The organism is Arthrobacter sp. P4_H3, assembly GCF_056400885.1.
In genome coordinates this window covers 75,622-97,665 of the sequence record NZ_JBFUKK010000003.1, presented here as the reverse complement: position 1 = coordinate 97,665, position 22,044 = coordinate 75,622, and the positions used below count along the sequence as shown (strand labels likewise).

Sequence of the window (22,044 nt, the reverse complement as noted above, 5' to 3'; positions counted from 1 at the left end):
GCCGCGGCCCCGCCCCGCTACGCCTAGAGGGAACTTTTGCACTGCATCGTGCGTGAATCACTCCGAACGGTGTATAGCTAGAAGCTGACGCAGCACCACACGCGCGCAGACCAGTCGCCGTGCAGCACTACCAGGAGGGACGGGGCCAGCCCCCGATCAGATGAAAGCTAAGAGTTTCTTCAAGGGCCCGGGCATCTGGATCGTAGTTGTGGTCGGAATGCTCCTGCTGGCCTTTGCCACGCTTGCTCCCGGCGGGTCAACCCGGATTGACACGAAACCGGGCCTCGAGCTCCTCGCGGACAACGGCAAGGTGGAACAGGCCAAGATCTTCGACGCGGAGAACCGCGTTGACCTGATCCTCAAGGACAACCTGGTCATCGACGGGCAGGACAAGGGCAAGAACGTCCAGTTCTTCTTCGTCAATGCCCGCGCCGCAGATGTGGTCAAGGCAGTCACAGACGCCAACCCCTCCAGCGGCTTCACCGACCAGCCGATCGAAAACAACTGGTTCTCCGGGCTGTTCTCCCTGCTGGTCCCCGTGCTCCTGCTGGGCGTACTTTTCTGGTTCCTGCTCTCCCGCATGCAGGGCGGCGGATCCAAGATCATGCAGTTCGGCAAGTCCAAGGCAAAGCTGGTCAACAAGGACATGCCCCAGGTGACGTTCAACGACGTCGCCGGCGCGGACGAGGCCGTGGAAGAACTCCAGGAGATCAAGGAATTCCTCCAGGAACCCGCCAAATTCCAGGCCGTGGGCGCCAAGATCCCCAAGGGCGTGCTGCTCTACGGTCCTCCCGGCACCGGCAAGACCCTGCTGGCCCGCGCCGTCGCCGGTGAAGCGGGAGTGCCTTTCTTCTCCATCTCCGGTTCCGACTTCGTCGAAATGTTCGTCGGCGTGGGTGCGTCCCGTGTCCGCGACCTCTTCGAGCAGGCCAAGGCCAGCTCACCGGCCATCATCTTCGTGGACGAGATCGACGCCGTCGGCCGTCACCGCGGTGCCGGCATCGGCGGCGGCAACGACGAACGCGAGCAGACCCTCAACCAACTGCTGGTTGAGATGGACGGCTTCGACGTCAAGACCAACGTCATCCTGATCGCCGCCACCAACCGTCCCGACGTCCTGGACCCGGCCCTCCTGCGTCCGGGCCGCTTCGACCGCCAGATCACCGTTGAAGCCCCGGACCTCGTGGGCCGCGACCAGATCCTGCAGGTCCACGCCAAGGGCAAGCCGATGGCTCCCGGCGTAGACCTCAAGGCCGTTGCCAAGAAGACTCCCGGCTACACGGGTGCGGACCTGGCGAACGTCCTCAACGAAGCCGCGCTGCTGACGGCGCGGTCCAACGCCAACCTGATTGACGACCGCGCCCTCGATGAAGCGATCGACCGCGTGATGGCCGGCCCGCAGAAGCGCAGCCGGGTCATGAAGGAACACGAGCGCAAGATCACGGCCTACCACGAAGGCGGACACGCCCTGGTGGCGGCCGCCCTGCGGAATTCCGCCCCGGTCACCAAGATCACCATCCTGCCCCGCGGCCGTGCCCTGGGCTACACCATGGTGGTTCCGGAAAACGACAAGTACTCCATCACCCGCAACGAACTGCTGGACCAGATGGCGTACGCCATGGGTGGCCGTGTGGCCGAGGAAATCGTCTTCCATGATCCGTCCACCGGCGCCTCCAACGACATCGAGAAGGCCACCGGAACGGCCCGCAAGATGGTCACGGAATTCGGCATGAGCGAACGCGTCGGTGCCGTCCGCCTCGGCCAGGGCGGCGGCGAGCCGTTCCTGGGCCGCGACGCCGGCCACGAGCGCAACTACTCGGACCAGATCGCCTACATCGTGGACGAGGAAGTGCGCCGCCTGATCGACCAGGCCCATGACGAGGCGTACGCGATCCTCACCGAAAACCGCGACATCCTGGATTCGCTGGCCCTCGAGCTCCTGGAGCGTGAAACCCTGAACCAGGCCGAGATCGCGCACGTCTTCCGGGACATCCGCAAGCGCGACTTCCGTGAAGTATGGCTCTCCAAGGAAACCCGTCCGGTGCAGACCGCAGGTCCCGTGGAATCCCGCCTCGAAAAGGCCGAACGCGAAGCCCAGGAAGAGGCCAAGGAAGCCCGGCTGGAGGAACCGCTGGACGCGCAGCCGCCGCACCCGCAGGGCGTCGCAAGTCAGGAGAGCTTCGGGGGCGGTGTTACGGACGTCGGCGCCGACGGACCGCATCACGGATAAGCTTCTGCTGTGAATCATTTCGACGACGACGACGTTTCCGCCACCGCCGATCCCTCAACCGGCAGTTCTTCCCGCAGCTCCTCGCGGCGTTCGGACAACAAGGTTGACCGCCGGCGGATCGAGGCGGCCGTGCGGGAAATCCTGTTGGCCATCGGTGAGGACCCGGACCGCGGCGGGCTCGTGGACACCCCCAAAAGGGTGGCCAAGGCCTACGTGGAGGTCTTCGCGGGCCTGCACCACGACCCCGCGGAAATCCTGTCCACCACCTTTGACCTGGACCACGAGGAACTGGTCCTGGTCAAGGACATTCCGTTCTACTCCACCTGCGAGCATCACCTGGTGCCGTTCCACGGAGTGGCGCACGTTGGCTACATCCCGTCCCATGACGGCAAGGTCACCGGGCTGAGCAAACTGGCCAGGCTGGTGGACATGTTCGCCAAGCGGCCGCAGGTGCAGGAGCGTCTCACCACCCAGATCGTCGAAGCACTCGTAACGCACCTCAAGCCGCGCGGCGCGATCGTGGTCATCGAATGCGAACACCTGTGCATGTCCATGCGCGGTATTCGCAAGCCCGGTGCCAAGACCGTCACCAGTGCCGTGCGCGGTCAACTGCATGACCCGGCCACCCGCGCCGAAGCCATGAGCCTCATACTCGGAAGGTAATAAAACAGACTATGGACTCCCTCGCTGCAGCTCCTGGAACCGGACCCGCAACAAACCCCTTGCCAGTCCTGCGTAAACCGCGGCCGGCAGCCAAGTTTGAAGATCTCCCCACGGACCGCACGCTGGTAATGGGCATCCTGAACGTCACCCCCGATTCCTTCAGCGACGGCGGCAAGCACCCGACGCCGGACACCGCCATCGCGGCCGGCCTCCGGATGTTCTACGCCGGCGCGGACATCATCGACGTCGGCGGTGAATCCACGCGCCCCGGCGCGGAGGAAGTCAGCCCCGAAGAGGAACAGCGGCGCGTGCTGCCGGTGGTCGAGGCCATGGTCAAGGCCGGCGCCCTGGTCAGCATCGACACCACCCACGCTGCAACCGCGGCCGCTGCCCTCAAGGCCGGCGCAACCATCATCAACGACGTCTCCGGGCTGACGGTTGAGCCCGAGATGGCCGAACTGGTGGCGCGCTCCGGTGCGCCGTACGTCCTGACCCACCGCCGCGGCGACGCAAAGACCATGAACTCGCTCACTGACTACGCCGACGTGGCGGAGGAAGTCGCCGCCGAACTGGTGGGCGTGCGGGACAAGCTGTACGCGGCCGGGGTAGCACCGGAACAGATTATTTTGGACCCGGGCCTGGGCTTCTCCAAGAACGACGGGCAGAACTGGGAACTCCTGCGGAACATGGGACCGCTGGAGGCCCTTGGCCACAGGATCCTGGTGGGGGCGTCCCGCAAGCGCTTCCTCGGCACGCTCCTGTCCGTTGCAGGCAAAGCTGCGGCCCCGGAGGAACGGGACCACGCGACTGCCGCCATCACGTCCATCAGCGCCGCACGCGGCGCATGGGCCGTCCGGGTGCACGACGTCGGACCCAGCCTTGACGCCGTCAAGGTTGCCGCACGGATGTCTCCCCGACCGCTCGGCGACACCAGCCCCACCAACTAGGCAGGCAGCCACGATGGACACAATCACGCTGAGCGGTGTTACCGCCGTCGGCCATCACGGGGTGTTCGATTTCGAGCGCCGCAACGGCCAGCCGTTCATCGTTGATGCCGTGCTGCACCTGGATTTCACCAAGGCCGCCGCGTCGGATGACGTCCTGGACACCGCGCATTATGGCGAGGTGGCCGAACGCATCAAGCACTGGATCACCGGCGATCCCCTGAACCTGATCGAGGCCCTTGCCGTGCGCATCGCCGACGATCTCCTGCAGGAGTTCCCGCTGGCCGCTGTGGACATCACGGTGCACAAACCCAAGGCGCCCATCGAGGTTGAGTTCGGCGACGTCTCCGTCAGCGTGCATCGGCGGCGGTCATGAACCCCCCGTATTCGAACAACCCGTATGTCCGTGCCGTCCTGGCGCTCGGCAGTAACCTTGGGGAGCGGAACGACACCCTGTCCACCGCCGTCGCCGACCTCGTGGACCGGCCGGAAGTGCGGCTGACCGCGGTGTCCCCGGTGATCCAGACCAAGGCCGTGGGCGGCCCCGAGGGCCAGCCCGACTTCCTGAACATGGTGATCACAGTGGAGACCTCGCTGCCGCCGATGGAACTGCTGCGCCATTGCCAGGCCGTCGAAAACAAGCACCACAGGGTGCGCGAGGTCCGCTGGGGACCGCGGACCCTGGACGTGGACATCATCACCTACGCCGATGTGGAGAGCTCCGATCCCACCCTGACCCTGCCGCATCCGCGCGCGGCGGAGCGGGCCTTCGTGCTGTACCCCTGGTCGCTCATCGACCCCGCCGCCGAGCTCAACGGTGTTCGGGTGGCCGAGCTGGCGGCCAAGGCCGCCGATTTCCCGGACCTGGCGCCCTTTGACGGCTTCGGGGACTTCGACGGCCTGCCCACTGCGGGAGCGGTGGAGTAGCCCGTGAAACCAGTCAATCCCTTCCTGCTGATCGTTGTGGGACTGATCCTGGCCATTGCCGGGTGGTTCGCGGCGGTCATGACCACCCGCTACGGTCTGGCCACCCCGGTGCTGCCCCAGACCGGCCTGGTGACCATGGGAGTGATCGTGGCCCTCACGCTGATCCTGGGGATCCGCGTGCTGCGCTGGCGGAACGGCAAGAAAAAGAAGATGCTGAACCCCATCCTGGCCGCATGGACCCTCGTCCTCGCCCAGGCCTGCGCCTACACCGGAAGTGTGCTGCTGGGCTGGCACGCAGGGATCTTCCTGGACCTGCTGCGGCTCTGGAACCTGCGCAGCGACCAGGGAATCACCTGGCTGGCCCTGTCCATGGCCGGCGGGGGACTGGCCATGATCATCGTGGGGCTGGTCGTGGAACGCTTCTGCCGGATTCCGCCGGAAGACGGCGACGCCGACGGTGCCCCGGGCATGCCCGGCAGGGGCGCCCGCAAACCCAAGGGGGAAGGCGAATATGCCTACAGAGGCGATTGATCCCCCCGGGATTTCCTGGCTGCGGGTGTCGCCCAAATACGTGACGGTCCGGCTGGTGGAGTGGGCCATCGGGAACCTGATCGCCGTGGCGCTGCTCTCGCTGCCGCTGGTGTTCAGGCTGGTGGGCTGGTGGGACTGGGTTCCGCTCTGGCTGGCCACCACCGTCCCCGCGTTCATGCTGCTTTTGGCTGTCTGGCGGCTGCTCCTTATTCCGCGGCAGGTGCGGGCCATCGGCTATGCCGAGCGCGACGACGACCTCCTGATCCGCAGCGGCATCTTCTTCCAGCGCACGCTGGTGGTTCCCTACGGCCGGATGCAGTACGTGGACATCGGCGTCGGGCCGGTGGAACGCGGCCTCGGCCTGTGCACGCTGAAGCTGCACACCGCCTCGGCCGGCACCAACGCGGAGATTCCCGGCCTGCCGTCTGACGAGGGGGCACGGCTCCGCGAGCAGCTTTCCGCCCGGGGCGCGGCACGGCTGGCCGGGCTGTGACCTCTGACCGCGCTGTGACCTCTGACGGAGCCGGAACGGCCGGCAGGCCCGCGGGAGGGGATGCTCCCGCCGGCGATGGTCCCGCCGGGCAGGCTGCCATTAGGCCCGACGGCGAGTGGCTGCGCGTACATCCCGCGTCACCGTTCATTAGGGGCTGGGTGGCGCTGGCCGCCATCGGCTTCTTCTTCGGCCGCGACACCTTCGAACGCATGCTGCAGGGCCGCCCCCTCATGGACGAGATGTATTCCGGGCGGGTGCCGTTCCTGATCGCCGGCGGCGGGCTGGTCCTCGTCCTGTCCGTGCTGGGGTTCATCCTGACGTGGTACTTCACCCGCTACCAGGTTGCCGAGGGCTATGTCCGGGTGAACACCGGCTTCCTGTTCAAGCAGCAGCGCCAGGCGCGGCTTGACCGCGTTCAGGCCATCGACATCGTGCAGCCGCTGCTGGCCAGGATCTTCGGCCTTGCCGAACTCAAGTTCGAGGTGGCCGACGCCGGCGAATCAGCCGTGCGCCTGGCCTACCTCCGGATCGACGACGCCCGCCAGCTGCGGGCCACCATCCTGGCCCGGGCGGCCGGGCTGGAACCCGACCCGGAGCGTCCCGAAGAAGCCCTGCCCGAGGCTCCGGAATTTCCCGTCCTGTCCGTCCCGCCGTCGCGCCTTATCGGCTCGTTGCTGCTGAGCGAGCAGAGTTTCTTCGTGCTGGTCGGCGCGGTGGCGTCCGTGGTGCTGTCAACCGTCACGGACAACCGCGGGTTCTACTTCTACCTGATCCCCGCTGCCCTTGGCCTGGCCGCCGCCTACTGGGGATCGTTCAACAAGGGTTACAACTTCACCGCCGCCATCTCGCCGGACGGCATCCGGCTCCGCTACGGGCTGCTGGACACGCAGGCGCAGACCCTGCCGCCCGGCCGGATCCAGGCCCTGAAGGTGACGCAGCCGCCGCTGTGGCGGATCTTCGGCTGGTACCGGATGCAGGTGAACGTGGCCGGCTACGGCGGTCCTGGCAGCAACGGCGAGGGCGCCTCACGCACCACGCTTCTTCCGGTGGGCGTCCTGGCCGATGTGATGAGGATGCTGTCGCTGGTGCTCCCGGATCCGGGAACGCCGGACCCGGCTCGCGTCTTTGCGGCCGGCCTGACCGGCATTGCTCCGGCCGACCGGCCCGCTCCCGAAGGGCAGCCGGCCGCCGCGGAGGCAGCCGGAGCGGGGGAACCGGACAGCGGGTTCGTCACCAGTCCGCGCCGCGTGCGGCTGCTGGCTCCGCTGGGCTGGCGCCGCAACGGCTTCACTGCCACTGACACGGCACTGCTGATCCGTTCCGGCCGCCTGTGGCGCGAGCTGGTGGTGGTTCCCCATCAGCGCACGCAGTCGATGGCCCTGCACCAGGGTCCGCTGGCCCGCCGCTTCCGTGTGGCGGACCTCGTCCTGCACACCACAGCCGGCCCGGTGTCACCCCGGGTCATCCAGGCCGGACTGGACGAAGCCCGGGCGCTGTTCGACGCGCAGGCCGCCCGCGCCAGGGAAGCCCGCAGGCGGCAGACCAGCGAGCAATGGCTGGCGCAGGTCGCCCCGGCGGCGGTTGTTGATCCTGATCACCCACAGAACCACCAGGAGGGCCCGCAGCATGGCTAAGCCAGGACGCCTCGGCGTCGGAATCATCGGCGCCGGCAAGGTGGGAGCAGTCCTCGGTGCGGCGCTCCGCGCTGCCGAGCACGCCGTCGTCGGCGTTTCTGCGGTCTCGGACGCGAGCCGGGAACGCGCCGAAACCCTGTTGCCCGGCGTTCCGGTGCTCGACGTGCAGGACATCGTGGAACGGTCCGAACTGGTGCTGCTGGCCGTGCCGGACGACGCCCTCGGCGGACTCGTGCAGGGCCTGGCAAAGCTAGGGGCCTGGCAGCCCGGGCAGCTCGTGGCCCACACCTCGGGCCGCTTCGGCGTGGGGATCCTGCACCCGGTGCGGGCCGCAGGCGCGGTCCCGCTCGCCCTGCACCCGGCGATGACCTTCACCGGCATGAGCCTGGACCTCACGCGCCTGCTGGACTGCACGTTCGGCGTCACGGCGGACGCCGCCATGCTGCCGATCGCCCAGGCCCTGGTGGTGGAGATGGGCGCCGAACCGGTGGCCATCGCCGAAGGCGACCGCACCCAGTACCACGCGGCACTGGCCCACAGCTCGAACCATTTGGTCACCCTCGTCGCCCAGGCCTCGCAGCTGCTCCGCGAAGTGGGCGTCGAAGCCCCGGAGCGTATGCTGGGGCCGCTCCTCCGGGCCACGCTGGAGAACGCGCTTGCCTCCGGTGAGACCGCCCTGACCGGGCCCGTGGCCCGCGGCGATGTTGGCACGGTTGCCGCGCACGCCGAGGCATTGCGGGAACACGACGCCGGTGCCGGCGGCGATATTCTGGAGGCCTACCTGGCCATGGCGCGGGCCACTGCGCGCCGCGCCGGAAACCGGGGGCTGTTGAAGCCGGATCAGCTGGACGCGATCCGCGCGGCCCTGGACGGCACGGACAACGACGGGCCGCAGGCCCCTGGAGGAAACTGACTTGACGATCAAACTCGTGACCACCGCGGCGCAGCTGCGGGCCGAAAGCGCACGGCTGCTGACGGAAAAACAGGGTTCGTCGCAAGGCCTCGTTCCCACCATGGGCGCCCTGCACGAAGGCCACGCCAGCCTGGCGCGCACCGCCGTCGAAGAAAATGACATAGTGGTGGCCAGTATCTTCGTCAATCCGCTGCAGTTCGGCGAGGCTGTGGACCTGGACCGGTACCCGCGGACCCTCGAGGCGGACATGGAACTCCTCCACGCCGAGGGCGTGGACCTGGTGTTCGCGCCGTCGGTAGAGGAGGTCTATCCGGGCGGCGAACCCCTGGTCCGTGTCACGGCGGGCCGCCTGGCCGAGAAATGGGAAGGCGCCTCCCGCCCCGGCCACTTCGACGGAGCCCTGACCGTGGTGGCCAAGCTTCTGCATTACGGGTTTCCGGGTGCCGGGCTGTCAGGCGGCGGCGCCTTCGTGACCGGCGCCGGTGCGGGCCTGCCCGCCTACCGCGCCTACTTCGGCCAGAAGGACGCCCAGCAGCTGACGCTGGTGCGCCGGATGGTGGCCGACCTGAATTTCCCGGTGGAGATCGTTGCAGTTCCCACGGTGCGGTCCGCGGACGGCCTGGCCCTGAGCAGCCGGAACAGGTTCCTTTCCGGGGAGGAGCGCGAGGCCGCCCTGGTGCTGTCCCGGGCCCTGCGGCTCCTCGAAGAGCGGGCCAATGCCCATGAACCGCTCGACCTTGAGTCCGCCCAGGCCATGGTGGAATCCCAGCCGCTGGTGGGACTGGACTACTTCGACGTGGTGGACCCGGACACCTTGGATCCCCTGGCCGAGAACTGCAAGGAGACGCCGTTCCGTGGCGAAGGCCTGGCAATCATTGCGGCCAAGGTGGGGCCGGTCCGGCTGATCGACAACGTGCCGCTGAACTCCTGACGCGCAGAATTTCCCGGTCCTGATCCGATTTTCTCTAATGACGGGAATTACCCCGGGGGCTACACTGTTGGAATCTGCAGCGACGACGCTCGCCGGAAACCACTTCGCATCTCCCTGAGGGAATCCCCATGTCTACAGACGTCTCTTCCAATGCCCACGGCGATCCCGTGACCCCTGCCGCTGCGGCAGCGCAGGCCGCGGGCCCGGTGAAGATGTCCCGTGAGTCCGTCACCATCATCGTCACCTTGCTGGTTGCCACCTTCGTGGTCATCCTCAACGAAACCATCATGAACGTGGCGCTGCAGAGGCTCATGGTGGACCTCGGGGTTGACGCACCCACGGTGCAGTGGCTCTCCACGGGCTTTATGCTCACCATGGCCGTCGTCATCCCCACCACGGGGTTCATCCTGCAGACCCTGTCCACCCGGGCCGTGTTCATGCTGGCCATGGGCCTGTTCTCCGGCGGGACACTGCTGGCCGCGCTGGCTCCCGGATTCGAAGTGCTGCTGCTGGCCCGCATTGTCCAGGCCGGCGGTACAGCCATCATGCTTCCGCTCCTGATGACCACGATCCTCACCCTGGTCCCGATCGAACGGCGCGGCGCCGTCATGGGCAACGTGAGCATTGCCATATCCGTGGCGCCGGCCATGGGTCCCACTGTCTCCGGGCTGATCCTCGAGCACTTCACCTGGCGGTTCATGTTCGTGTTTGTCCTGCCGGTTGCCCTCGCGGCCTTCGCCATCGGAGCCCGCTTCCTCACCAATGTCGGCGAGTCCGAGAAGACCAGACTGGACTTCCTGTCTGTGCTGCTGACCGTTCCGGCATTTGGCGGAGTTGTCTATGGCCTCAGCCAGATCGGCGGCGGCCATGGCGGCCAGAGCGGACCCGGCGCCACCGCCATCGCGGCGCTGGCCGTGGGGGTGGTGGCCATGCTGGCCTTCGTGTTCCGCCAACTGAAACTGCAGAAAAAGGAAATGCCGCTGCTGGACCTGCGGGCGTTCAACTTCCGCATGTTCACGGTGTCCGTGCTCCTGATGGTGGTGGCCATGATCGCCCTGTTCGGCGCCGTCATCCTGCTGCCGCTCTACCTGCAGGAAATCCGCGGCCTGAAGTCCCTCGAAACCGGCCTGGCGCTCCTCCCGGGCGGCCTGGCGATGGGTCTGCTGGGTCCGGTCATCGGCCGCTGGTTCGACAAGGTGGGTCCGCTGCCGCTGACCGTCACCGGTTCCGTCATGATGGTGCTCTCACTCTGGCAGTTCTCCATGCTGGACGCCGGGACAGCCGTCTGGTGGATCGTGTCCCTGCACGTGGCGCTGAGCCTCGGCCTGGCGCTCCTGTTCACCCCGGCCTTCACCACCGGGCTCAACCCGCTTCCGCCGCACCTGTACTCGCACGGATCGGCGATTATGAGCACGCTGCAGCAGGTGGCCGGTGCCGCCGGAACGGCGCTGCTGGTGTCGATCTACGCCGTGGTGGCTGCAGGATCGGGCATCGTTGCCGGCATGCACGCGGCTTTCCTGACGGCAGCCGTCATAGCCGTCGCCGCCGTCGTGCTGTCCGCCATGATGCGCAAGACGGCCGGGGCGGAGCACCCGGCGCCGGCCGCCCACTAACAACCCAATAAGCGCGAACGGACACTTGAGTCCCAACTACTAAGCGCGAACGAGCAGGTAAGGCCCTCAAATCCACCTTTTGAGGGCGTTATCTGTCCGTTCGCGCTTGGGGGACGGTGCTCAAGTGTCCGTTCGCGCTTGGGGGATGGTGCTCAAGTGTCCGTTCGCGCTTGGGTGGGGCTGGGCGGGGCTGGTCGTGGCCAACCGTGCCCACCCGCGCCCAACCGGGGGTCAGCCGGCGAAGAAATCGCTGAGTTCGCTGATCAGCTTGTCCGGCGCCCGGTTGACGCCGTCGTGGCCCGAACCGGGCAGGATGGTGTAGCTGGAACCGGACAGCACGTCGTGGATCTGGCCGCACGCGATGCCGAAGTAGGCCGGGCTCTTTTCGCCGACAATGATGAGGGTCTCGAGCGGCAGTGCCAGGAACGGCTCGGCCGGCATGTCCGCGGCGATGATCGCCTTGATCTCCCGGACGCCGGTCTTCATCAGGTCGCGTTGCTGCTTGCCGATGGGTGTCCCGGCGATGAGCTTGTTGGCGAGGGTGAGCATCGACAGCGGCATCCGCGAGGACAAGGCCCCGCCCGTCTCGAGCCCTCTGACCAGCACGGCAAGGGCGCGGTCGTCGTCGCCGGCCGCCGTCGCGCGTTCGTATTCGGAGATCCAGTCCGCCTTGACGCTGTGGTTCACGGACACGGCGGGATCGTAGACCGCCAGCCGTTCCACCGGCAGGGTGCGGGCCGCGTGGAGCGCCACGGCGCCGCCGAAGCTGTGGCCGAAGACGTCCGTGCTGGCCGTGTGCTTCATCACGGTATCCAGGTCGCGGATGTCCACATCCAGCGTGTAGTCGTCAGGCTGCGCCGAGGATTCGCCGCGTCCGCGCCGGTTGAACGTGTGCACCGGCCGGCCCAGCGAGGCACTCAGCTTCTGGGCAAAGCGCGTGTAGTCGGCGGCGGTGACCATGGAGGCCTGCACGACGACGACGCCCGAGCCTGCCGAGGCCAGCTCGGCTCCCGTGGTGTAGAGCTCCAGCGTTCCGCCGTCGGGTGTCTTGATGTTCTCGCGCGTCATGTTCCGAGCCTACCCGGGGCGGCAGGAACCGCACAGCAGCTTGGGACCGGCATCACCATGTCAGCTCTTGAAGTACGCGGAGATGTCCTCCACCAGCTCTTTGACGGCTGCGGGGATGGAGGCGTGGACGCACTTGGGCGAGACCTGAAGCTCGCTGCCGGGTACGGCCCGGTGCAGCTGTTCGGCCGTCGCCTTGTAGTAGCTCGGGCTTTTGGCGCCCACCATGAACCTGGTGTTCGGCGGCAGGACGGAAAAGTCCCGGACGTGGTCGTCCTCATCGAACACCGCCTTGAGCTCGCCCACGCCGCTGGGCATGAGCTCCTTGAACACCCGGTTCACCCTGGTCCGGGACACCAGCGCCATCAGGCCGGCCAGGAGCGGTTCCGGAATCCTGGCCAGGGGCGAGCCGGGCTGCATGCCCTTCTTGAGCTTGGCCAGGGCGTGCGGGACGTTTCCGGCGTTGACTGAGCGTTCGAAACTGTCCAGCCAGGACATGTCCACCTCGCCGTCGATATTCACAGCGGCGTCGTAGACAGCGAGCTTGTCCGGATGGTGTCCGGTCCCGGCGAACTCCTGGACCGCATTCAGCGCCACGGAACCGCCCAGGCTGTGGCCGAAGAGGTTGCGCGCGCCGGTGGCGTCCATAACGGCCCGGACGTCGGCAATTTCGGTGGCCATCGAATAGTCTGCCGGTTGCGGCGTGGAGTCGCCGCGGCCGCGCCGGTCATAGACGTCCACGGCCCAGCCCTCGCCGAGGCCCTTGGACAGTGCCTCGGAAAACGGCCGGTAGATCAGCGCCGTCAGGAAGGCTCCGCCGATCACTACGACCCGCCGCTCGCCAGGGGCGTCCACGGTGCCGTAGCTGTACAAGGCCAGCCGGCCGCCGTCGTGCGTGGTAATGAACTGCTGCTCCACTGATCCCTTGTCTTTGAAGGCTTCCTTCACTGACCAATCCTAAAGCGGCTGCCCAGCGGGTGCCTGGCGGCGCGGATCCGCTGGAGCCGCAGGCCGACGTCGTTGGCCAGGAACCTTGCGGTGGTGAGGGCCAGCCGGTTCCCGGGCCGGAGCGGTCCCTCGTGGAGCTGGCCGGGGACCAGGGCGAAGTCAATGGCCGGCACCGCCGCGGCGAGCTGGCGGCCCGTTTCGGCGAAGTATGCCGGGCTCCAGCCGCCGCTGAGCATCAGGGTGGGTGTGGTGACGGCGGCGAAGTCGGCGAGCTCTGCGTCGGCTTCGAGCACGGCCCGCATCTCGGCGACGGCGGTGGGCAGCAGCTGCCGCATCTCCGCCCCGAGCCGCGTCCGGGCGGACAGGATGCTCAGCATGCGCAGGGCGCCGAGCGGGAGCTTGGAGACCGGGCCCGCCGTTTCCAGCCCCTGGACCAGATGGGCCCAGGCATGGTCGAGCTGGCCGGCGGCCATGGAATGCTCCAGTTCCGGACGCCACCGGCGTTCGAGGCTGCCGGAGAGGGAAACCGCGGCGTCGTAGGTCACGAGCCGCCGGATGGGCTCGGTCCGGGCTGCCTGCAGGGCCACAAAACCGCCGTAGCTGTGGGCCACCACGTCCGCGGAACCGGTGGCCCGCATGACGGCCGCGAGGTCGCTGATCTCCGTCGCCGCCGAGTAGTCCTCGCGCTGGCCGGCGGAACCGCCGCGGCCGCGGCGGTTGTAGGTATGGACCGGCCGCCCCAGGAGGCGGGCAATCTTCATGGCGAAAGGGCGGTAGAGCGCGTCGGTCACCAGGGTTCCGTGAATGACGACGACGCCGGGTTGCCCCGCGTCGTCCGCGTGACCGTCCGGGCCGCCAGCCAGGGTGCTGTCCGGGCGGCCGGTTGCCGGCAAGGCGGGGGACGCCACGGGCATGAACGAGTGCACCTCAAGGTGACCGTCGCCGTCGTCCGTCCTGATCGTCCGAGTCTCCACAGCCCCGAGTCTATTCCCCTCGCCGCAGCAGCCTCCGCTAGGAGTTTTTGTCCAGATAATGCAGCCAAAAGGGCCCGTTGCGGGCATTATGTGGACAAAAACTCCCGGGTGAGGGGAGTCATGGCCGGCAGGAAAAAACATGCCGCTGAACTCCCGGTAAACTTAGGGATTGTGACTTCCCAAAACACCCCCACCCCGACCAATGCTGCCGAACCGGCGGACGCCAGCGAGCAGATGCGCATCCGCATGGAGAAGCGCGCCAAGCTGATTGAACGCGGCGAGGCGTACCCGGTGGGTGTTGAGCGCACGCATTCCCTGAGCGAGATCCGCGAAAAGTACGCCCACCTCGAAGCCGACGAGACCACCGGCGACACTGTTGGCGTCAGCGGCCGCATCGTGTTCATCCGCAACACCGGCAAACTCTGCTTCGCCACCCTCCAGGAAGGCGGCACGGACGGCAAGGGAACCCGCCTCCAGGCCATGCTGAGCCTGGCCAACGTCGGTGAGGAGTCCCTGGCCGAATGGAAGGCCCTGGTGGACCTGGGCGACCACGTCTTCATCCAGGGTGAGGTCATTTCCTCCCGCCGCGGCGAGCTGTCCGTGATGGCCGATTCCTGGTCCATGGCCTCGAAGGCGCTCCGCCCGCTGCCTGTGCTGCACGCCGGCCTGAACGAGGAAACCCGCGTCCGCCAGCGTTACGTGGACCTGATGGTCCGCGACGAGGCCCGCGAGATGGTCTACACCCGCGCCGCGATCACCCGCTCAATCCGGGAAAGCCTGCACCGCCGCAACTACGTCGAGGTGGAAACCCCGATGCTCCAGCTGGTCCACGGCGGTGCCCTGGCCCGGCCGTTCGAAACCCACATGAACGCCTTCGATCAGAAGATGACCCTGCGCATCGCCACCGAGCTGTACCTCAAGCGCGCAGTGGTGGGCGGCATCGACCGGGTCTACGACATGGGCCGCGTGTTCCGCAACGAGGGCGTGGACTCCACGCACAGCCCGGAATTCACCACGCTGGAATGCTACGAGGCCTGGGCCGACCAGTTCGTCATGGCGGACCGCATCAAGGAGATCATCCTTGACGCCGCCGATGCCGCCGGTGTGGGCCGCACGATCCAGACTGAAGCCGGGGAGATCAACCTTGACGGCGAGTGGGCGTGGCTGGCTGTGTACCCCGGACTGTCCGACGCCGTGGGCCAGGAAATCACGCCGGACACCACCGTGGAGGAACTGCGGGCCGTGGCGGCCAAGCACGACGTCAAGGTCGATCCCAAATGGGATGCCGAGAAGCTGGCAGTTGAACTGTTCGGTGAAATCGTGGAACCAACGCTGCTGAACCCCACGTTCGTCTACAACTACCCGCCGTCCGCGCAGCCCCTTGCACGCCAGCACCGCGAGGACGACCGCCTGATCGAGGCCTGGGACCTGATCATCGGCGGCATGGAACGCGGCACGGCCTTCTCGGAGCTCATCGACCCTGTCATCCAGCGTGAACGCCTCACGGAGCAGTCAAGGCACGCCGCTGCCGGTGACGTGGAGGCCATGCAGCTGGACGAGGACTTCCTCCGCGCCCTCGAGTACGGCGCCCCGCCCATGGGCGGCATCGGGCTGGGCATTGACCGCCTGGTGATGCTCTTTACCGGCGCCGGCATCCGCGAAACCATCCTCTTCCCGCTCCTGAAGCCTGAAGGACACTGACCGTGGAGTACGTTGCCGTCCTTCTGCCCTCCCTTGTGGTCGGGCTGCTGTTCTGGTTTGCCATGAAGTCGATCTTCAACGCGGACAAATCGGAGCGCCAGGCTGAGGCACAGGCCCAGGCCGAGGCAAAAGCCCGCGACGCCGAATCAAAGCAGGAGACGAATGGTGCCCCGAATACGGGAACCAATCCCGGCGACGGCATCGGCAACAGCACAAACTAATACTCCCGGCTAATTCCTGCCCACCATTCACAGGAACCTTTTGCCGCTTTGACGCGTTGCCATAAAGGGAGAGATACTTTATCTGATACATCCTGCTTTTCTGCATACCCGTCCTTTCCAAAAGAGAGAATTTTTATGGCACAGAAAGTAAAAATCATCCTTGTCGATGATCTGGATGGGGGAACCGCGGACGAAACTGTCCGATTTGGCCTGGACGGCGTCAGTTACGAAATTGACCTGTCTGCTGCCAATGCTGCAGAACTACGCTCCTCCGTGGAGCGGTTTGTTTCAAGCGCCCGCAAGACGTCCACCGGCCGCGCCACCCGCACAAAGGTCTCAAGCGGTCGGAACCAGGACTCTGCACAGATTCGTCAGTGGGCCAGGGAGAATGGCTATGCGGTTAACAGCCGCGGCCGTATCCAGGCTGAAATTCAGGAAGCCTACCAGAAGGCAAATTCCTAGCACTGCCGCAGTTTTGCGTGGAAAAGCAATGCCCCTGCCAAACGGCGGGGGCATTGCTCATTTGAATACCCGGCAGGCCGCGGGAGGGCGTTGTGGTAAAGAGCCCCGGTTATTCAAGGTTATTGCGGCCCGGAGCAGGTTCCGGATGAGTGCAGCGCAAATGGAGTCCCGCCGGTGAACGGATTCCGTATGGGCAACAAAGTCATTGTTTGCCGGGTTTCCGGTGCGCCGTTGCGCCTTCGCCGGACGGCGGTATTGGGGCCGTTTTGCCGGTCATCGGACACGCGGCGGCAGTTCCGGCGGGCGGTATCAGCCCGTGTCGTCAACCCGGGAACCGGGTCCCGGGTTTCCCCTGTGGCGAACACGCTCCACAAGTCCGGGTCTGCCACGTAGCATCAAAGTACGTCGTAGCTAGGAGTGTGGCGAAATGTTTGAGCGATTTACGGACCGTGCCCGTCGCGTAGTTGTGCTTGCCCAAGAAGAGGCACGCATGCTGAACCACAATTACATCGGTACCGAACACATCCTCTTGGGTCTTATCCATGAGGGTGAAGGCGTTGCCGCCAAAGCTCTGGAGTCCTTGAGCATTTCGCTCGACGGCGTACGCGAGCAAGTGCAGGAGATCATCGGCCAGGGCCAGCAAGCCCCGTCCGGCCACATCCCCTTCACCCCGCGCGCCAAGAAGGTGCTGGAGCTCTCGCTCCGCGAAGCGCTGCAGCTGGGCCACAACTACATCGGCACGGAGCACATCCTGCTGGGCCTCATCCGTGAGGGTGAAGGCGTTGCCGCCCAGGTGCTCGTGAAGCTCGGGGCCGACCTCAACCGTGTCCGCCAGCAGGTGATCCAGCTCCTCTCTGGCTACCAGGGCAAGGAGACCACCGGCGCAGGCGTCGGACCCGGCCAGCCGGAGGGAACCCCTGCCGGCTCCGTGGTCCTGGACCAGTTCGGCCGCAACCTCACCCAGGCTGCGCGCGAGAACAAGCTGGACCCGGTCATCGGGCGCGAACAGGAAATGGAACGCGTCATGCAGGTCCTTTCCCGGCGCACCAAGAACAACCCCGTCCTCATCGGCGAACCCGGCGTCGGCAAGACCGCCGTCGTCGAGGGCCTCGCCCAGGCGATCGTCCGCGGGGACGTCCCGGAGACCATCAAGGACAAGCAGCTCTACACGCTGGACCTTGGGTCCCTGGTGGCAGGCTCCCGCTACCGCGGTGACTTCGAAGAGCGCCTGAAGAAGGTCCTCAAGGAAATCCGCACCCGCGGCGACATCATCCTGTTCATCGACGAAATCCACACCCTCGTCGGTGCCGGTGCAGCCGAAGGCGCCATCGATGCAGCTTCCATCCTGAAGCCCATGTTGGCCCGCGGTGAGCTCCAGACCATCGGTGCCACCACGCTGGACGAATACCGCAAGCACATCGAGAAGGACGCCGCGCTGGAGCGCCGCTTCCAGCCGATCCAGGTCAAGGAGCCTTCGGTTGCGCACGCGATCGAGATCCTCAAGGGCCTGCGTGACCGCTACGAGGCGCACCACCGCGTCACCATCACCGACGGCGCCCTCGCCTCGGCAGCCAACCTTTCCGAACGCTACATCTCGGACCGCTTCCTGCCGGACAAGGCCATCGACCTCATCGACGAAGCCGGCGCACGCCTGCGCATCCGCCGCATGACCGCTCCGCCGGAGCTGAAGGCCATGGACGAGCGCATCGCCGAACTCAAGATGGAGAAGGAGTCCGCGATTGATGCGCAGGACTTCGAAGGCGCCGCCTCGCTGCGCGACAAGGAGCAGAAGCTCATTGCCGAGCGGGCAGAGAAGGAACGCCACTGGAAGACCGGCGGCATGGACGACATCTCCGAGGTGGATGAGGATCTCATCGCCGAGGTGCTGGCGAACTCCACCGGCATTCCGGTCTTCAAGCTGACCGAGGAAGAATCCTCGCGCCTGCTGAAGATGGAAGACGAACTGCACAAGCGCGTCGTCGGCCAGAACGAGGCCATCAGGTCCCTGTCCCAGGCCATCCGCCGCACCCGTGCAGGCCTGAAGGACCCCAAACGTCCGGGTGGCTCGTTCATCTTCGCCGGCCCCACCGGCGTCGGCAAGACCGAACTCGCCAAGGCCCTCGCGGAGTTCCTGTTCGGTGAAGAGGATGCCCTCATCACGCTGGACATGTCCGAGTACTCCGAGAAGCACACGGTATCGCGGCTCTTCGGTGCCCCTCCGGGCTACGTCGGTTACGAGGAAGGCGGCCAGCTGACCGAAAAGGTCCGCCGCCGTCCGTTCTCCGTGGTCCTGTTCGACGAGGTGGAGAAGGCCCATGCGGACCTCTTCAACTCGCTGCTGCAGATCCTGGAAGACGGCCGCCTGACCGACTCCCAGGGCCGGGTGGTGGACTTCAAGAACACCGTGATCATCATGACCACCAACCTTGGAACACGGGACATTTCCAAGAGCGTTGCCACAGGCTTCCAGTCCGGCACGGACACGCAGACCGGCTACAACCGGATGCGCGCCCGGGTCACTGAGGAGCTCAAGCAGCACTTCCGCCCCGAGTTCCTGAACCGTGTTGATGACGTTGTGGTGTTCCCGCAGCTGACCCAGGACGAGATCATCGAGATCGTGGACATGTTCGTGGCCCGCCTGGAGAAGCGCCTCAAGGACAAGGACATGGGCATCGAGCTCACCACCGCGGCGAAGGTGCTCCTGGCCACCCGTGGCTACGATCCCGCCATGGGTGCACGGCCGTTGCGCCGCACCATCCAGCGCGAGATCGAGGACCAGCTGTCCGAGAAGATCCTCTTCGGAGAGATCCACGCGGGCGACATCGTGGTGGTGGATGTGGACGGCGAAGGCGACGACGCCAAGTTCACATTCGCCGGCAACGCCAAGCCGCGCATCCCGGAGATCGCCCCGAGCGTCTAAGTGCCACGTCAACGGCCCCGCCATCCCGCAAGGGACGGCGGGGCCTTTGCGTTGCCTCCCGATGTCCGTCTCCCGCCTCCCGCAAGGCGCCGGCGACACTGGCCATAGGGTGAAAGCACCCTTTCACCCGTAGTGAACTTACTGTGATCCAGCGCACAGCCGGTGTTGAATCTCTTCATGGCCTTTGAAGACTCAGCGATCCTGAGCGAACAACCTGCGACCCCCTTCCACGACGTGGACCACTATCTCGCCATCCCGAGGGTGAGCGGCCTTGCGCTGAGCCCTGACGGAAAGCGCCTGGTGACCACCGTCTCCACGCTCAACGCCAAGGGGACCGAGTACGTGACGGCCCTGTGGGAGCTGGACCCTGCGGGGGAGAAGCACGCCCGCCGGATCACGCGCAGTTCCAAGGGCGAGGCCGGTGCGGCATTTGCCTCCAATGGGGACCTCTACTTCACGTCGGCCCGCCCTGATCCCGAAAGCCCGGAGGGCGACCCCGTCAACGCGCTCTGGCAGTTGCCCGCCGACGGCGGCGAAGCCCGTGTGGTCCTCTCGCGTGCCGGCGGGATCAGCCACGTGATGTCGGCCAGGGATACCGGCGCCACCTTCGTGACGGCGTCCATCCTTGCCGGTTCACCCGATGAGGAAGCGGACGAGGAGCGGCGCAAGAGCCGCAAGGACCACAAGGTATCCGCCATCCTCCACACCGGCTACCCCGTGCGCTACTGGGATGCGGACCTGGGCCCGGACCAGCCGCGAATTTTCGCGGTGGAGCCGGGGGAGGAGAAGGAACCCGGCAAGCCGGCAACGGTTGATGCCGCCGCCCCGCTCAAGCTCCGCAACCTGACGCCGGACGCGGCAGGCCTTTTGCGCGACTCCGATTCCGTGGTCAGCCCCGACGGCAAGACCATCTACACAAGCTTCAACAAGCCCCTCGCCAAGGCGGACTCGCGGTCCGTCCTGGTGGCAATCGACGTGGCCACCGCAACGCACAAGGTCCTGCTGGACCATGAAGGCATGAGCTACTTCGCGGGCCCGGTGAGCCCTGACAACCGCACGCTTGTGGTGATGAGCGAATCCGACTCCACTCCCCACCAGGCTCCGCAGGTCAAGCTCCACCTGCTCGATGTCGGTTCCCAAGGGGAGCCGGAAGCCGGGCTGCGGCCGCTGGCCCACGACTGGGACCGCTGGGCCATCAAAGCGGCGTGGTTGCCGGACGGCTCCGCCCTCCTGGTGACCGCCGACGACGACGGCGCCTCCCCGGTTTTCCGGATCAGTCCCGCGGGGATTGGGTTTGGCGCCGGCCGCGTGGACGTCACCCGGGTGACGCGCGACGCGGCGGCCTACACCGACGTCGTGGTTTCACCGGACGGGCTGAGCGCCTACGCGCTGCGGAGCTCCTACGAATTCCCGCCGGAAGCCGTCCGGATCGACCTGGCGAGCGGAGAAACCACCAGGCTGCCCGCTCCGGCCGAGCGCCCCCGCGTCCAAGGATCGCTGGAGCGCATCGGGACCGCCGCTGCCGACGGCTCCCGGGTTCCCGCGTACCTTGCCCTGCCGGAGGCAGCCTCCGCACAGAATCCGGCGCCGCTGCTGTTGTGGATTCACGGCGGGCCCCTTGGCTCGTGGAACGCCTGGACGTGGCGCTGGAACCCGTGGCTGCTGGTGGCCAGGGGCTACGCCGTGCTCCTGCCGGATCCGGCGCTGTCCACCGGTTACGGCCAGTCCTACATCCAGCGCGGCTGGGGCGGCTGGGGCCGCGCGCCGTACACGGACCTCATGGAGATCACGGATGCCGTGGTGGAACGCCCGGACATCGATGCGTCCCGGACTGCTGCCATGGGCGGCTCCTTCGGCGGCTACATGGCCAACTGGGTGGCCGGCCAGACGGACCGCTTTGACGCGATCGTCACGCACGCCAGCCTGTGGGCCCTTGACCAGTTCGGCCCCACCACCGACGCGTCACAATACTGGCTGAAGGAAATGACGGCCGAGATGGCCCTGGCGAACTCGCCCCACCTGCACGTTGAGAAGATCAGCACGCCCATGCTCGTGATCCACGGCGACAAGGACTACCGCGTGCCCATCGGCGAGGGCCTGCGGCTCTGGTACGAACTGCTGTCCAAATCCCAGCTGGCAGCCGATGGCAACGGCCAGACGCCCCACCGGTTCCTCTATTACCCGGACGAGAACCACTGGATCCTGCAGCCGCAGCACGCCAAGGTCTGGTACGGCGTCGTGGAGCACTTCCTGGCGAAGAATGTGCTGGACCAGGACGTGCCCCTGCCCGCTGACCTGGGGCTCTAGGCGGCAGGGCGGCCGTAAGATTGGGGCTGTGACTGAGACCTTCCGCATCCGCCCTGCCCGCACCAGCGACGTAGCTGCCATCAAGGGGCTTGTGGCTCCGCTGGCGGACAAGAGGATCCTGATGGCCAAGGAGACGGTGGCCTACTACGAAAGCCTGCAGGAATTCAGGATCGCCGAGGCGGCCGACGGCCAGGTGATCGGCTGCGGCGCCCTGCACGTGATGTGGGAGGACCTGGCCGAGGTGCGGACCCTGGCTGCCTCGGACGCGTGGCGCGGCAAGGGCGTGGGCCACGTGCTGGTGGAAAGCCTCCTCGAGGAGGCCCGGGCGCTGGGCGTCTCGCGTGTGTTCTGCCTGACCTTCGAGGTGGACTTCTTCAAGAAGCACGGCTTCGACGTTATGGCCGACCAGACCGCAGTGGACCCCGTGGTCTATTCCGAGCTGCTGCGTTCGCATGACGAAGGCGTGGCGGAGTTCCTGGACCTCGCCCGGGTCAAGCCGAACACCCTGGGAAATACCCGCATGATCAAGTTCCTCTAGAGGCCTTCCGACGCGTCCGGATTATGTCT

At 66.5% G+C, this 22,044-nt stretch carries 20 protein-coding genes; 17 read left to right on the top strand and 3 right to left on the bottom strand.

Annotated features, from left to right (window positions below):
- Nucleotides 1-160 precede the first annotated feature (160 nt).
- The 11 genes from ftsH (at nt 161) to AC1DRE_RS05565 (ending at nt 10,879) form a co-directional block, all read left to right on the top strand.
- A complete protein-coding gene (gene ftsH, locus AC1DRE_RS05615) occupies nt 161-2,230 on the top strand; it encodes an ATP-dependent zinc metalloprotease FtsH (protein ID WP_476983702.1) in 2,070 nt (689 codons plus the stop codon).
- Between the two features lie 9 nt (nt 2,231-2,239).
- Nucleotides 2,240-2,893 (top strand): GTP cyclohydrolase I FolE, encoded by a 654-nt coding sequence (gene folE / locus AC1DRE_RS05610; protein WP_476983701.1) that lies wholly within the window; start codon nt 2,240-2,242, stop codon nt 2,891-2,893.
- Nucleotides 2,894-2,904: 11 nt separating this feature from the next.
- Complete coding sequence (folP, locus tag AC1DRE_RS05605; RefSeq protein WP_476983700.1) at nt 2,905-3,840, top strand: dihydropteroate synthase; 936 nt, start codon at nt 2,905-2,907, stop codon at nt 3,838-3,840.
- 13 nt (nt 3,841-3,853) lie between these two features.
- Complete coding sequence (gene folB, locus AC1DRE_RS05600) at nt 3,854-4,213, top strand: dihydroneopterin aldolase (protein ID WP_476983699.1); 360 nt, start codon at nt 3,854-3,856, stop codon at nt 4,211-4,213.
- A complete protein-coding gene (gene folK / locus AC1DRE_RS05595; RefSeq protein ID WP_476983698.1) occupies nt 4,210-4,764 on the top strand; it encodes a 2-amino-4-hydroxy-6-hydroxymethyldihydropteridine diphosphokinase in 555 nt (184 codons plus the stop codon). The genes folB and folK overlap by 4 nt, the downstream gene beginning before the upstream one ends.
- A 3-nt stretch (nt 4,765-4,767) precedes the next feature.
- The gene (locus AC1DRE_RS05590; RefSeq protein ID WP_104175610.1) at nt 4,768-5,295 is read left to right on the top strand and encodes a DUF3180 domain-containing protein; all 528 of its coding nucleotides are present in this window, start codon (nt 4,768-4,770) and stop codon (nt 5,293-5,295) included.
- Nucleotides 5,276-5,788 (top strand): PH domain-containing protein, encoded by a 513-nt coding sequence (locus tag AC1DRE_RS05585; RefSeq protein WP_476983697.1) that lies wholly within the window; start codon nt 5,276-5,278, stop codon nt 5,786-5,788. The genes AC1DRE_RS05590 and AC1DRE_RS05585 overlap by 20 nt, the downstream gene beginning before the upstream one ends.
- Before the next feature lie 14 nt (nt 5,789-5,802).
- The gene (locus AC1DRE_RS05580) at nt 5,803-7,422 is read left to right on the top strand and encodes a PH domain-containing protein (RefSeq protein ID WP_476983696.1); all 1,620 of its coding nucleotides are present in this window, start codon (nt 5,803-5,805) and stop codon (nt 7,420-7,422) included.
- Nucleotides 7,415-8,335 (top strand): Rossmann-like and DUF2520 domain-containing protein, encoded by a 921-nt coding sequence (locus AC1DRE_RS05575; protein ID WP_476983695.1) that lies wholly within the window; start codon nt 7,415-7,417, stop codon nt 8,333-8,335. The genes AC1DRE_RS05580 and AC1DRE_RS05575 overlap by 8 nt, the downstream gene beginning before the upstream one ends.
- 1 nt (nt 8,336) lies before the next feature.
- A complete protein-coding gene (locus AC1DRE_RS05570; RefSeq protein ID WP_476983694.1) occupies nt 8,337-9,266 on the top strand; it encodes a 4-phosphopantoate--beta-alanine ligase in 930 nt (309 codons plus the stop codon).
- 128 nt (nt 9,267-9,394) lie between these two features.
- Nucleotides 9,395-10,879, top strand: a complete 1,485-nt coding sequence (locus AC1DRE_RS05565; RefSeq protein WP_476983693.1) for a DHA2 family efflux MFS transporter permease subunit — start codon at nt 9,395-9,397, stop codon at nt 10,877-10,879.
- Nucleotides 10,880-11,110: 231 nt separating this feature from the next.
- Here AC1DRE_RS05565 and AC1DRE_RS05560 read toward each other — a convergent pair whose 3' ends face one another.
- From AC1DRE_RS05560 to AC1DRE_RS05550, 3 genes are read right to left on the bottom strand one after another with little or no spacing between them, the layout of a single operon-like run.
- Nucleotides 11,111-11,947 carry an alpha/beta fold hydrolase gene (locus AC1DRE_RS05560; protein WP_476983692.1) on the bottom strand — a complete coding sequence of 279 codons (837 nt, stop codon included), beginning with the start codon at nt 11,945-11,947 and terminating at the stop codon, nt 11,111-11,113.
- A gap of 60 nt (nt 11,948-12,007) precedes the next feature.
- Entirely contained in the window at nt 12,008-12,862 is an 855-nt protein-coding gene (locus AC1DRE_RS05555; RefSeq protein ID WP_476983885.1) for an alpha/beta fold hydrolase, read from the bottom strand.
- Between the two features lie 26 nt (nt 12,863-12,888).
- Complete coding sequence (locus AC1DRE_RS05550; RefSeq protein WP_476983691.1) at nt 12,889-13,866, bottom strand: alpha/beta fold hydrolase; 978 nt, start codon at nt 13,864-13,866, stop codon at nt 12,889-12,891.
- 171 nt (nt 13,867-14,037) lie between these two features.
- Here AC1DRE_RS05550 and lysS point away from each other — a divergent pair, with 171 nt between their 5' ends.
- The 6 genes from lysS to AC1DRE_RS05520 all read left to right on the top strand — a co-directional run bounded on the left by lysS (nt 14,038) and on the right by AC1DRE_RS05520 (nt 22,015).
- Nucleotides 14,038-15,567 carry a lysine--tRNA ligase gene (lysS, locus tag AC1DRE_RS05545; RefSeq protein ID WP_476983690.1) on the top strand — a complete coding sequence of 510 codons (1,530 nt, stop codon included), beginning with the start codon at nt 14,038-14,040 and terminating at the stop codon, nt 15,565-15,567.
- A gap of 2 nt (nt 15,568-15,569) precedes the next feature.
- Complete coding sequence (locus AC1DRE_RS05540; protein ID WP_476983689.1) at nt 15,570-15,788, top strand: hypothetical protein; 219 nt, start codon at nt 15,570-15,572, stop codon at nt 15,786-15,788.
- A 135-nt stretch (nt 15,789-15,923) separates the two neighbouring features.
- Nucleotides 15,924-16,250 (top strand): histone-like nucleoid-structuring protein Lsr2, encoded by a 327-nt coding sequence (locus AC1DRE_RS05535; RefSeq protein ID WP_104175619.1) that lies wholly within the window; start codon nt 15,924-15,926, stop codon nt 16,248-16,250.
- A gap of 427 nt (nt 16,251-16,677) precedes the next feature.
- Nucleotides 16,678-19,170, top strand: a complete 2,493-nt coding sequence (locus tag AC1DRE_RS05530; protein WP_214951776.1) for an ATP-dependent Clp protease ATP-binding subunit — start codon at nt 16,678-16,680, stop codon at nt 19,168-19,170.
- 177 nt (nt 19,171-19,347) lie between these two features.
- A complete protein-coding gene (locus AC1DRE_RS05525; protein WP_476983688.1) occupies nt 19,348-21,477 on the top strand; it encodes a S9 family peptidase in 2,130 nt (709 codons plus the stop codon).
- Nucleotides 21,478-21,505: 28 nt separating this feature from the next.
- Nucleotides 21,506-22,015 carry an amino-acid N-acetyltransferase gene (locus AC1DRE_RS05520; protein ID WP_476983687.1) on the top strand — a complete coding sequence of 170 codons (510 nt, stop codon included), beginning with the start codon at nt 21,506-21,508 and terminating at the stop codon, nt 22,013-22,015.
- Nucleotides 22,016-22,044 lie beyond the last annotated feature (29 nt).

Bases quoted from the DNA above. Each gene is read 5' to 3' on its own strand.
- ftsH (WP_476983702.1), top strand. From the start codon at position 161: ATGAAAGCTAAGAGTTTCTTCAAGGGCCCGGGCATCTGGATCGTAGTT.
- folP (WP_476983700.1), top strand. From the start codon at position 2,905: ATGGACTCCCTCGCTGCAGCTCCTGGAACCGGACCCGCAACAAACCCC.
- folB (WP_476983699.1), top strand. From the start codon at position 3,854: ATGGACACAATCACGCTGAGCGGTGTTACCGCCGTCGGCCATCACGGG.
- folK (WP_476983698.1), top strand. From the start codon at position 4,210: ATGAACCCCCCGTATTCGAACAACCCGTATGTCCGTGCCGTCCTGGCG.
- AC1DRE_RS05585 (WP_476983697.1), top strand. From the start codon at position 5,276: ATGCCTACAGAGGCGATTGATCCCCCCGGGATTTCCTGGCTGCGGGTG.
- AC1DRE_RS05575 (WP_476983695.1), top strand. From the start codon at position 7,415: ATGGCTAAGCCAGGACGCCTCGGCGTCGGAATCATCGGCGCCGGCAAG.
- AC1DRE_RS05565 (WP_476983693.1), top strand. From the start codon at position 9,395: ATGTCTACAGACGTCTCTTCCAATGCCCACGGCGATCCCGTGACCCCT.
- AC1DRE_RS05560 (WP_476983692.1), bottom strand. From the start codon at position 11,947: ATGACGCGCGAGAACATCAAGACACCCGACGGCGGAACGCTGGAGCTC.
- AC1DRE_RS05535 (WP_104175619.1), top strand. From the start codon at position 15,924: ATGGCACAGAAAGTAAAAATCATCCTTGTCGATGATCTGGATGGGGGA.
- AC1DRE_RS05530 (WP_214951776.1), top strand. From the start codon at position 16,678: ATGTTTGAGCGATTTACGGACCGTGCCCGTCGCGTAGTTGTGCTTGCC.
- AC1DRE_RS05525 (WP_476983688.1), top strand. From the start codon at position 19,348: ATGGCCTTTGAAGACTCAGCGATCCTGAGCGAACAACCTGCGACCCCC.